We start from the raw sequence: 11,542 nt of genomic DNA, 5'->3' as shown, positions 1-11,542 counted from the left end.
AGTGGTGGCGCGTTCAGCCGGATACGGCCGCGTAGAGGACGGTCTCGAGTTGTTCACGGACGCGCGCCTCAGCGAGGTGTTCGAGGACGTACTCGCGTCCGCAAGCCCCGCGCTCGGTCGCGAGGTCGGGGTTCTCGAGGAACGCGACCAGTCGGTCGGCGAGCGCCTCGTGCTCGAGCGCCGGGTAGACCGCGCCGTGGTCGCCGTCGGCCAGCAGTTCTGGAATGCCACCGCGGTCGCTGCCGATCACGGGCCGGGCGAGTGAGAGCGACTCGATGACGACGTTCGGGAAGTTCTCCATCCACAACGAGGGGACGACGACCGCCCTGCTCCGGCGGTAGACGTCGACGAGGTCGGCGTGGTCGAGGTGGCCGTAGAACTCGACGAGGTGGTCGACTCCGAGGTGGGCAGCGAGTCGCTCGAGTTCCTCGCGTTCGGGACCGTCGCCTGCGATACCGACCGGCACGTCGACACCGAGGTCCTCGCTCGCGTGCGCGACGGCGTGGAGGAGGACGTGAACGCCCTTCTCCTCGGTGAGACGGCCGGCGAACGTGAACCGGCCCTCGCCGGGACCGACGTTCGGTTCCACCTCAGGTGAGAATAGCGGGTACGGAACCGTCTCGACGGCGTAGCCGAACCGCTCGAGGTACTCGCTCAGGCGGCGACTCGGCGCGAGGTGCTGGTCGACGTAGCGCGCCTGCAGACGGCGTTTTACCTGGTGGCGAGGGAGGTGAAATCCCGCCAGTTCGGCGGCGGATGTACAGCCGTGGCGGACGCACTTCGCGCCGGGACCACCGGGACAGACCTGGTACGTATCGGCGTAGGCCGCCCAGCCCGACGGACAGACGTTCGTGTAGTCGTGGTGGGTCTTCACGATGGGGTACTCACGGCAGGCAGTCAGGACGGTCACCGGATAATTGATGTTCTTGTGAATGTGGACGACGTCCGGGTCGACGCGCTCGAGCACCGAGCGCAAGCCGCGGTAGATTCCCGGCTTGACGGCGACTTTCTGGAGGATTCGCGTGGGACGGTGGTCGGACTCGAAGAGGACGTAATCGGTCTCGGCTGGACGGTTCTCGCTCGGGCGAGCGAAGCCAACGGAAGCGACATCGTGACCGGCCGACTCGAGCAACGCCGCCTCGCGGTGGAGTTGCTCTTCCGCGCCGCCAGCGACGTCTGAGTAATCGTTCACGAGGAGGACGGACAGCGAGCGGGCGGGTTCGGCCGACATCTGCTCTGTGGTTTCCATCGAGCGCATAAAAGGGCACGGGCCTGTGAGCAACCTGGCCGACATCACGGACGGTCGGCCGACGTGCGGACCGACTCGTAGAGTTCGACCGAACGCTCGGCGAACGATCCCCACGAGTTCTCCTCGAGGTAGGCGTCGATGGCCGATGCGAGCGACGGAGACGGCGATGGGGCGGAGAGCGTCGCCTCGAGGTGGCCTACGAGTTGCGCTCGCGTCCGGTAGGTTCGCAGGCAGTCGTACGCCGTCTGCAGTTCCTCGAACGCGGGGAGCGCCGTCGTGACGACGGGCCGGCGGTAGGCGAGTGCGTCGTTGACGACGCCGCTCTGGCTCACGCGCTCGTAGGGCAAGACGACGGCATCGGCGGCGCTGAGTACCGTCGGAACCGCTTCGTCGTCGACGTATCCGAGTGCGCGTACCCGATCACGGACGCCGAGGTCGCTCGCGACGTCGAACACCGACTCGAGGACCGCCTCCCCCTCCCCCGGTCGCGGCCCGCCAGCGATCAGATACGTTGCGTCGGGAAACGAGGGTAGCACACGGATCACGTCCTCGTAACGCTTCTTCCGCTCTACCCAGCCGAACGTCAGGAAGACCTCACCATTGAGTCCGAGTGCCGCCTTCGCCTCCTCGCGCCCGCGCGGGGTCGCGTCGACCTCGACTGGGTGGAGATATCGTTCGATGTGGTGGCCAGTTCCGTGGCGCTCGCGCAGGACGGCGGCAGCCTCCCGTGTGTGAACGACGGTGGCGGCCGATGCAGCGAGAGTGAATCGCTCGAGGATCGTATCACGGACGCGGAGGATCCGGTCGCCGACCGGTCCACGGTGGTCGTGCGTTCGGTGTACCTCGTGGAGCGTCGTCACGACGGGGTGAGGTCCGCGAGCGAGCGCACGGAAGAACGCCGGTGCGCCCACGCCACGAACACCGAGGTGACCGAACAGCCCCGCTTCGAACTGGACGTGAACGAGGTCGGTCTCGGCCGGTACCTGCGAAGGGAGGTCCCGAAACGCGAGCGGACTGGACGCGTCCCGGTCGGTGATCCCCACCGGCCGAACGTCGACGCCACGGGTCTCGAGTGCGTCCACGAAGCGCCGAGCGTAGGTCGCGATGCCGCCAGCGACGTTCCACGGCGTGAGCAGCGCGACGGTGAGATCAGCCACTGTAGACCTCCAGCAGTCGGTCCGTCACGTCGTCCCAGGTCGGCAGCACCGACGGCGAGACGGGAGTCGCGTCAGTCGCCCGTCGACAGGCAGCGGCGACCGCATCCGGCGTCGCATCGGTGACGCCGACGACGCCGTCGTACTCGAGCCAGTCACCGAGAGCGCCTTCGGCCCGAACGACACACGGCGTGCCCGCGGCGAGCGCCTCGGCGACGGTCAGCCCGTACGCCTCGAACCGGGAGAGGTGGACGAACGCGTCGGCACCGGCGTACAGGCCGGGGAGGCGGTCGTCGGGGACGCGTCCGAGGAACGTCACTCGGTCGCCGAGCCCGCGTTCGTCGGCGAGGCCCTCGAGTGCGGGGCGGGCCGGACCGTCACCCGCGACGACGAGGTCGTAGCCGTCGAGGTGAGCGAGCGCATACACCGCGTCCTGAACGCGTTTGTACGCCTCGAGGCGGCCGACACAGAGGAGGTACGGCCGGTCGCGGTGTTCGGGAGTGGCGTCTCGAAACCGGGCGACCTCCAGGCCGTTCGGAACGACGACCGGGTCGACGCCGAAGTGTGTCTCGAGGAGCGAACGTTCCCAGCCACTCACGGCGACGACGCGCGTCGCCCGCTCGAGCGCGCGTTTTCCGAGCGGGCGGTAGGCCCGCAACAGTGCGTTCCGAACGCGACTCGCACTGTGTCCGTGGTAGTGTGGCGTGACGACGAAACGCTCGTCGCTGATGCCGAGTGCGGCGGCGGCGAGCGGCAGTGAGTGGTAGTTGTGCGCGTGGACGACGTCGCTCTCGAGGCGGCGAACCGTGGCCGTGATCGTCGGCGAGACGTGGAACGCACCGCCGGGTGCGAGAGAACGGTGGCGGAGAACGGTGACGCCGTCACGGTGTTCTCGGCGGGGAAGCGGCTCCGACGCATCGGCAGTGCAGACGGTGACCTCGTGGCCGCGCTCCGTGAGGCGCGTTGCCACCGCCTCGACGTGCGTTTCGACGCCACCGGTGTGCGGTGGATAGCGCGGGGTGACGAGTGTGACGATCATTCGAACGCGTCGCGGAGTTCGGTGTCGACCTCCCAGGTGCCGTCTGCACCGCCGCGAAGCAAGGCGACACTCGCTGCGGCGAGCGAAACCTGCGTGTCGAAGATGGCGTAGATCGGTCCGAGCGGACCGAGCGCATCCCGCTGTCCGAGCCAGACGAAGCCGACGAGTGCGAGGGCAGGGGCGAGACCACCGATACCGAGCGTCGAGAAGCCGGCAACGACGCCCACCAAGAGCGTGAGCGCGACCAGCCACGGCGAGACGATCATGAACCACCAGTTGAACGGGAGGACGACCCGGCCGTAGTTTCCGTAGCGGCCGAGCGCATCGCGGTGTTGTACCAGGAGCCGAATCAGCCCCATTCCGCGGCGATCCTTCTGTTTGCGTCGCTTGACGAAACCGGAGTGTGAGGCCTCTTTGTACCGGATCGCCGGATCGAATACGACGCGGCCACCGTTTCGACGGATCTTCAACGCGAGTTCGGTGTCGTCCGCCAGCGAGTTCGGATCGATCGGTACGATGGCGTCGTTCTCGAACGCGGAGAACGGCCCGTGGAAGATGAGCGTCGAATCGAGGTGGGACTCGAGTTGCTGGATGGCTGCCTGTACGCCCCGGTAGCCGGTTTCGACGTCGCTCTCTCCGAGCACTTCGGCGTTGCGCCCAGTCACGGCCGCCACCTCCGGATCGGCGAGGTTCGCGACCGCCTCGCGGAGGGCGTCGGAGGCGAGCAACGAGTCACAGTCGGTCTTGACGACGACATCGTTGCTCGCGGCGGCGTAGGCGTCGTTCAACGCCAGTGCGAGACCGCGCCGTTCGTCCTCTCTGATCAGCGTCAGTGCTGGCGTCTCGGGCACAGTGAAGAACTCCTCGATGATCGCGGGCGTCTCGTCGTCGCTCGAGTCGACGACGACGACCTCGACCTTCTCGGTCGGATACTCGAGCGCACAGAGGTCCTCGAGTTTTCGCTCGACGATGCTCGCCTCGTTGAACGTCGGGAGGACGATGCTGACGGTCGGTTCGGTCTCGTGTTTCGAGACCGGCGAGCCACGAGGGCGGTGCCACAAATAGAGGGCAGCGTAGAGAGTGTACGGAGTAACAGTCACGAAAAACAGTACGACGGCCGCAGCCAGAACCAGATCCATCTACTGCGCACATACGAGTCACCCTACAAAAATCTCGCGGTCACCTGTACTCGATCCGAACGGATCCCCGACGGACGACGCCCGAGCGGGTACTGGACCGATACGCATCGGTGTTCCGACAGCGGTGGTCGAGGCGGACACCGACCGACAAATCGACTAACCGCCCCCTCATGAACACTCCGCGGATAGATGACAAGGCTTATTCCCTATTTGCTTCTGGTGAGTGCTAATGAGTACTGACACTGAGCGTCTCGAAGAGGGGACCGAAGGGGAGCGATCTCGCTCGGTCCTCGAGACGTGGGAGTCGTGGTATCACCTCCCAGTTCTGGGGGTCGTGATGCTCTTTATGTTCTGGACGCGGATGCGGTCGTACGATAACTTCACTACGGAGGACGGGACGCCCGCACTGGCTGCAGTCGACTCGTGGTACCACTGGCGGACGGTCCAGTGGACGAGCGAGAACTATCCGCAGACGATGCCGTTCGAGATCTGGACGAGTTTTCCGTCCGGGCGATACGTCGGGCAGTTCGGCACGCTCTTCGACCAGTTGATCGTCACCGCTGCGATGGTCGTCGGTCTCGGTGACCCGAGCACAGAACTCCTCTACACCGTGTCACTGGTCGCGATTCCGGTTCTCGGAGCACTGGTAGCGCTCCCGGTCTTCGCCATCGGCCGCCGTCTGGGTGGGACACTCGGTGGACTCGTCTCCGTACTGCTTCTCGCGCTCGCGCCGGGGACCTTCTTCTTCCGGTCGACGACGGGCCAACTCCAGCACCACGTCGCCGAAGTGCTGTTCATGGCGCTGTCGGTGCTGGCGATGATGGTCGCGTTGCGTGTCGCAGAGCAAGAGAAACCGATTTACGAGTTACTCGTCACCAACGAACTCGATGCACTGAAGAAACCGGCGCTGTTCAGCGTCCTCGCGGGAATCTCCATTTCGCTGTACATCTGGGTCTGGCCGCCGGGCGTCGTGTTCGTCGGCATCCTCGCGGCGTTTTTCACCGTCCACCTCAGTCTCGAGTACTTCCGCGGCACCTCCCCCGACCACGTCGCGTTCGTCGGGGTGACGAGTCTTGGAACGACCGGACTGTTCACCATCGCGTTGATCGAACTGCCGACGATGAACGCGACGAGTTTCGGCTTTCTCCAGCCCGCGACGGCGTTTCTCGTCGCGTTCGGCTGTGTGTTCATGGCCTGGTTGGCCCGACAGTGGGACCGCCACGAGGTGCCACGCACCTACTATCCCGTCACCATCGTCGGGCTGATCACCGTCGCGTTCGTCGTGATGGCGCTCGCCACTCCCGATCTCTTCAGTTCGATCGCCCGAAACGTCACCAGCCGGCTCCTCCCACTCGATCCCGGAACGGGCACGGCGACCATCGCGGAGGCGCAGCCACCCGACAGCTACCCACAGCACGTCTTCGACGAGTTCGGCATGGCCTTCTACACGTTCCTCGCCGGACTCGCACTCCTCCTCGCACGCCCGTGGCTCGGTCGGGAGTTCCGCGCCGAACACACCCTGATCGTCGTCTGGTCGCTCTTTCTGATCAGCATGTCGACGACCCAGACGCGTTTCGCCTACTACCTCGTCCTCGCGGTCGCCGTCGTCAACGCCGTCTTCATCAGCGACGTGGTCCGCTATCTCGACCTCGAGCGAAACGTCGAGGCGATCAGAAACGTCGAGACCTACCAGGTGATCGCCGTCTTCCTCGTCGTCGTCATGCTGTTCGCACCGCTGTTGCCGCCGGTCGCGGCCGCCCCGGTGTGGGACCGTGGTGCCAACATGCACCCGAGCGACGACGCGATGGCGTGGGAAGAGGCGAACCACTGGCTGCTCGAGAACACCCCCGAGGTCGGCGACTGGGCCGGGGCTGACAACGCCTCCGAACTCGAGTACTACGGCACCTACGAGTACCCCGAAGACGGCACCTTCGACTATCCGGTCGGGGCGTACGGCGTGCTCTCGTGGTGGGACTACGGCCACCTGATAACGGTCCAGGGTGAACGGATTCCACACTCGAATCCGTTCCAGTCGAACGCCGCCTCCTCGGCAGCCTACCTCACGGCGACGAGCGAAGAGCGCGCCGAGTTGATCCTCGACGCCATCGCCGAAGGCGGGTCGGTGAGCGACCAGACGGACGATCAGCTCCGAGACGCCATCGGCGACGGCGGCTCCCACGAGGAGATTCGCTACGTGATGATCGACCACAAGATGGCTGGCGGGAAGTTCGGAGCGATCACTCAGTGGACCGGACCCGACTACGAGAGCTACGTCGAGGACGGGCAGTACACCTTCGGCGAAGAGCCGCTCACCCTCCCCGGACCGAACGAGCAGTACGAGGAGACGATGCTCGCCTCGCTGTATCTCGACGACGCGACCGGGCTCGAGCACTACCGGCTCGTCCACGAAACAGACGACTACGCTGCCGTCACCTCGATGCTGACGGCCACCCAACAAGGGTTCCTGCCGAATCCGCTCCAGTCGTTCCGACTCGAGCAACTGTCAGGGACGAACGGCACCTGGTCCGGTGACGCCGCGGAGATCAGTACACAGTACGACCTGGTCCGACAGGCCCAGCAGCTGAGCCCGGTGAGCCAGAGTGAGTACATCTACAACCCACAGGTCGTCTCCTCGGTGAAGACCTTCGAGCGTGTCGAGGGCGCGACGCTCACCGGCTCCGTCGACGCCGTCGAGGACGCGACCGCCTACGCAGTCGTCGAACTCGAGACCGCCCCCGGCCGGACGTTCGTCTACATCCAAGAGGCCGAGGTCGAGGACGACGGCAGCTTCGAGCTGACGGTGCCGTACGCGACGGACGACGAACTCGGCGTCGAGGACGGCTACACCGACAGCAGCGTCGAGGCGCTCTCGGCGTACGAGGTCGCCGTCGCGACGCCGGACGAGAACGGCATGCTCGAGCTTCACTACTCCGGCGAAACGGAGGTGCCGGAGACCGCCGTGATCGACGGTGAGACGATCGACGTCACGCTCGAGGAGACCGACGAGACGGTCGACGATCCGACCGAAGAGGAGACGGACGCACCCGAAGAGGTCGGACCTGTAGAACCCACACCGGACGAGGATGCAGTCGGTGACGCAGAGGGCGAGGCGGGCGAAGCCGAGCCCGCCGGAGCGCTCACTCCCCTGGCCGGGTAGGTGGACGAGCGGGCTTCGTCTCACTCGGGGACGGCACGCACGAATCGAGGCAGGTGAGAACGCTTTTGGCGGCAGGTAGATTACACTCGCGTACATGCGAGGGCCGCTCGGAGTCTATCTGAAGGGGTTTTTGATGGGGGCGGCGGACGTCGTCCCCGGCGTCTCGGGCGGGACAATCGCACTCATCCTCGGCATCTACGACCGGCTGATCCGGGCGATCACGGCGTTCGATCCGCGAGGGCTGGCGCCAGCGCTACGAGCACACCGGACGGACGAACGCGAGGCGCTCCAGGAGGAACTCGAGCGGATGGACGTCTTCTTCTTGCTCTCGCTCGGTCTGGGTATCGCGACGGCGGTCGTCGTCCTCTCGCGGGTGATGGCGAGCGCCGCGGAGGGGTATCCCGTGCCGACGTACGCGTTCTTCTTCGGTCTCATCGCGGCGTCGGCGATCGTCCTCTACCGTGAGGTCGGATCGTGGACGCCGGGGCGGATTGCGGTCTCGGCCGTCGGCGTCACGCTGGCGTTTCTCATCACTGGACTCACCGGCTCTGAAGCGCCACACGGTCCGCTCGTGATCTTCGTCACCGGCGCGATCGCCATCTGTGCGATGGTGCTCCCGGGCGTCTCCGGCGCGTTCTTCCTGTTGATCCTCGGCCAGTACGAGTACCTCACGGGGACGCTTCGCGACTTCACCGACGGCCTGCTCGCCGTCGCCAACGGCGGGTCACTCACGCCAGTTCTCGAGTCGGGGACGACGGTGGCCATCTTCGGCGTCGGCGCGGTGATCGGACTCATCACGATGGCCCACCTGATCGAGCGGGCACTGGATCGCTACCGCGAAGCGACGCTCGCCTTCCTGGTGAGCCTGATGGTCGGTGCGCTCAGGTTTCCGGCGATGGAGGTCACGGACCCCGACAACCTCGGCCAGACCGCCGGCGGCTCGCTCGAGGTCGCTGCGCTCGCTGCGGTAGTCGGCTGTGCGGCGGTGTTACTCGTCGACCACTACACGGACGACCTGGCGTACGCCTGACAGCCGGCTGGGGGAAACGGCCGTTCATTTTATTAGCACACACTGTTTTCGTGTAGACAGTTCGCCCAGAGTACGTGTCGGAGAGGATTCTCCGCGATTAATAATTATAATCATCTTCTAATTGGCAGAATTTTTTAGATAGATTGATTACCATTGGCAATAATCGTTAGAATGCAATGGCAGACAATGACAAGCTGACCACCCGACTCGCATCGCACCCACGAATGATCGGCGCACTGTTCGCGATCATGCTGCTGCTCAGCCAGGCCGGCGCGGCGAGCGCAGGGTGTCAGTGCACGTTCGTTGGGCCCTAAACGAAGGCGATCATCACACGAGAGACGGCTACCGAACGCGGGCTGCATTCTACAGCGATTCACTCTACGTCGAAACCACCACCGAGCGCGAGTAACAACTGCAACGATTTACACACTGATCGCCGATCCGTCTGGCGACCAGGTGTGCACAGACTTGCAGTGGCTACTAGAGACGAAGCCGGGTCCGAGAAACCGACCGGATCAACAGATATCGAGCGAGCGAAGGCCATCGTTCCACACCAGCGACTCGTGTTTGAGGACGGGACCGTTCGTCCACGTCAGATACGAGTGTGCCTCGCCCGTCTGGACGTCCGTCACGTCGACGCGCCCCGGAGAGAGGTACTTCTGCGTCGCTGGCTCGAGGTTGACCTCACTCGCAGCACCGACACGGAACTCCTTCGTCGAGTACGACCGCAACACGAAGTCGTAGCCGGAGGGGGTATCCGAGACCTCGATGATCGAGGGGACGCCGCCGTCGGTCTGGGCGATGTCGGCCGAGCCGTCACCGACGATGAGGTACTGGTCACCGATGGTCGTCGTCTCTTTGGCCATCTCGAGGGCCGCACGCAGTGGGAAGCCGAGGTTGAGCAGTCGCGCCATCGTCTCGCCGGTCTCGACGGCGTGTTCGTTGACGATGTCGCCGAGGGTCGCGACGCCGCCGAAAGCACCGCGTTCTGCCAGTGCGAGACCCTGTTCGTAGGACTGACACGCGTTGAGGAAGAAGACGCCGAGGTCGACAGACGGGAGGGTCCGAACGTCGAGGTTGCCGTCGGGACACTGGATTCCCTCCGGCGTCGCGTGGCCGATGTAGTGGAGGAAGTCGTAGCCGCCGTCGGTCAGCAACGAGGCGAGGTCGTCCGTCGACACGCCGAACTCGGAGTGAATGTCGAACGGTAACGTATCCCGCGTGCCGTAGGCGTCGTCGAGGACGTCGTGTTCGTCGAGCATCCGCGCGTCGTTACAGACCAGCAAGATCTCGATCGACTGGGTCCGCTGCTGGCGATCGAGTTGGTTCTGGTAGGCTTCGATCGTCGCTTTCGAGGCACCCCGCGGCACCTGGCTGCCGAACCAGGCGTGTTCGATCGACTCGTCGGTGACGGCGGGGACGACGAGATCCGTTGGGGCACCGTCGTCGGGACCGAACACGGGTGCCCGCTGGAGGTCAGCCGACCGGGAGAGCGGCGCTGCAGAGCGGACGAATCCCGCGTCGGCGACCTCGGGGGACGGCATCTCACTGAGCGCGTCGATGCGCGTCCCGCGAGGTTCACGGACGATGCCGAGTTCGTTCACCACGAACGGGAGCAACTCGACGCCCTCGGGCGTCGAGGGAACGTGCGCGGTCAGCGGCCAGCGCGGAATGTGCGCTTCGACGAGGTCGAACGGTACCGAGAGGTACGCCTCGAGACGGTCGGTGAGCGAGGCGTGGTAGGTATCGAAGAAGTCGAAGGGCAGTTCGTCTTCGAGCAGGTGGCGCTCTCTGAGATCGTCGCGATAGAGACCCTCGGTTCGGACGAGACACTCGAGTAAGAAGATGTGTTTGAGCGTCCGGGCGACGTCGTCCTCGAGTCGCATACCCAGCGCGAGGTCGTACGTCGCGACGTCGGTGACGATCGCCGGATACTCACTCTCGCGGATCTCTGCACCGAGGAAGAACGCCAGCGGTGAGACGGCGTAGATGTCCTGATAGGTCGCCGGAACCTCGATCGTAACGTTCGTCGTTGGCTGTTCGAGCGTCGAGGGAATCTCGAGACGATCACCGCGTTCGATCAGCGGCGGGTGGCCGCGAAGCGTCGGCCAGGCCCGTTCCGGGGAAGTCGTCTTCAGCGCCGACGAGAGCGCCGAGACCGCCTGCATCGTCGCCGCCGGCTCGTCCGTCGTCGTGATCGTCTCGGCTGGCTGTTCGTGCAGCGAGCGCGCACCGATCGTCACGGTCGTCGGCTCGTCGAACGTGACGTGAATCGAGCCGATGCCCGTCTCGACGAGCCCGGTCGTCTCGAGTCGCGTGTAGACTCTGATCGGGCCGCTCAACCCGAGAAACCGGGCGTCCTCCTCGAACCTGGCCGAGTCGTTCGCGCTGAGACTACACAACGACTGTCCGTCCTCGTCGTGGATGTGCACCCCGTACAACTGGTCGAAGACGATCGAGTCCGTCTCGATCGAACACGCCGTATCGACCGGGTGGCAGAACTGCCTCCCGTCGGCTGGCGTCGGCGAAACCGCAGTCGGGGTGCGAACGTGTAACCGCCGCTGCTCAATCGGATCGTACACCTCGAGCCCCGTTGGCTTTCTCGTGCCGTCGAATTCGATCACCATGCAATCCTGAACCTCGTCCTCACTATCACTTCCATTCTACCGGGTTACTAAAAACTATCCGGCCATAACCCTCAGTTATACGCCGGCTGTAGTGGTGGTGGCCGGCGAGCGAGGCGGCCGTTTCGAGACGCACAGCTGTCGAATCAC

8 protein-coding genes are annotated in these 11,542 nt (G+C 65.0%); 3 read left to right on the top strand and 5 right to left on the bottom strand.

Going from position 1 to position 11,542, the window contains the following annotated elements:
• Positions 1-13 precede the first annotated feature (13 nt).
• From N0B15_RS08620 to N0B15_RS08605, 4 genes are all read right to left on the bottom strand, one after another.
• Positions 14-1,231, bottom strand: a complete 1,218-nt coding sequence (locus N0B15_RS08620) for a glycosyltransferase family 4 protein (protein WP_263019287.1) — start codon at positions 1,229-1,231, stop codon at positions 14-16.
• Positions 1,232-1,293: 62 nt separating this feature from the next.
• Entirely contained in the window at positions 1,294-2,406 is a 1,113-nt protein-coding gene (locus N0B15_RS08615; protein WP_263019286.1) for a glycosyltransferase, read from the bottom strand.
• Positions 2,399-3,442 (bottom strand): glycosyltransferase family 4 protein, encoded by a 1,044-nt coding sequence (locus N0B15_RS08610; protein WP_263019285.1) that lies wholly within the window; start codon positions 3,440-3,442, stop codon positions 2,399-2,401. The genes N0B15_RS08615 and N0B15_RS08610 overlap by 8 nt, the downstream gene beginning before the upstream one ends.
• Positions 3,439-4,581 (bottom strand): glycosyltransferase, encoded by a 1,143-nt coding sequence (locus N0B15_RS08605; protein WP_263019284.1) that lies wholly within the window; start codon positions 4,579-4,581, stop codon positions 3,439-3,441. Before N0B15_RS08605 ends, N0B15_RS08610 begins: the two co-directional genes overlap by 4 nt.
• A 229-nt stretch (positions 4,582-4,810) precedes the next feature.
• On the opposite strand from N0B15_RS08605, the gene N0B15_RS08600 reads away from it, so the two are divergent.
• The 3 genes from N0B15_RS08600 (at position 4,811) to N0B15_RS18320 (ending at position 9,082) form a co-directional block, all read left to right on the top strand.
• Positions 4,811-7,738: an oligosaccharyl transferase, archaeosortase A system-associated gene (locus N0B15_RS08600; protein ID WP_263019283.1), complete on the top strand. Its 2,928-nt coding sequence runs from the start codon at positions 4,811-4,813 to the stop codon at positions 7,736-7,738.
• Between the two features lie 94 nt (positions 7,739-7,832).
• Positions 7,833-8,768, top strand: coding sequence for a DUF368 domain-containing protein (locus N0B15_RS08595; RefSeq protein WP_263019282.1), 936 nt, complete (start codon positions 7,833-7,835; stop codon positions 8,766-8,768).
• Positions 8,769-8,944: 176 nt separating this feature from the next.
• Positions 8,945-9,082, top strand: a complete 138-nt coding sequence (locus N0B15_RS18320; RefSeq protein WP_425494219.1) for a DUF7503 family protein — start codon at positions 8,945-8,947, stop codon at positions 9,080-9,082.
• Positions 9,083-9,283: 201 nt separating this feature from the next.
• Here N0B15_RS18320 and N0B15_RS08590 read toward each other — a convergent pair whose 3' ends face one another.
• A complete protein-coding gene (locus N0B15_RS08590) occupies positions 9,284-11,395 on the bottom strand; it encodes a hypothetical protein (RefSeq protein WP_263019281.1) in 2,112 nt (703 codons plus the stop codon).
• Positions 11,396-11,542: the final 147 nt, after the last annotated feature.

The sequence above is a fragment of the Natronobiforma cellulositropha genome (genome assembly GCF_025629245.1).
GTDB classification, from domain to species: Archaea; Halobacteriota; Halobacteria; order Halobacteriales; family Natrialbaceae; genus Natronobiforma; species Natronobiforma cellulositropha.
Note: the sequence above shows the minus strand (reverse complement) of the source record. Positions and strands in the feature narration are given on the sequence as shown.

Coding starts and splice junctions, on each gene's coding strand:
- N0B15_RS08620 (WP_263019287.1), bottom strand. CDS start 1,231: ATGTCGGCCGAACCCGCCCGCTCGCTGTCCGTCCTCCTCGTGAACGAT.
- N0B15_RS08610 (WP_263019285.1), bottom strand. CDS start 3,442: ATGATCGTCACACTCGTCACCCCGCGCTATCCACCGCACACCGGTGGC.
- N0B15_RS08605 (WP_263019284.1), bottom strand. CDS start 4,581: ATGGATCTGGTTCTGGCTGCGGCCGTCGTACTGTTTTTCGTGACTGTT.
- N0B15_RS08600 (WP_263019283.1), top strand. CDS start 4,811: ATGAGTACTGACACTGAGCGTCTCGAAGAGGGGACCGAAGGGGAGCGA.
- N0B15_RS08595 (WP_263019282.1), top strand. CDS start 7,833: ATGCGAGGGCCGCTCGGAGTCTATCTGAAGGGGTTTTTGATGGGGGCG.
- N0B15_RS18320 (WP_425494219.1), top strand. CDS start 8,945: ATGGCAGACAATGACAAGCTGACCACCCGACTCGCATCGCACCCACGA.
- N0B15_RS08590 (WP_263019281.1), bottom strand. CDS start 11,395: ATGGTGATCGAATTCGACGGCACGAGAAAGCCAACGGGGCTCGAGGTG.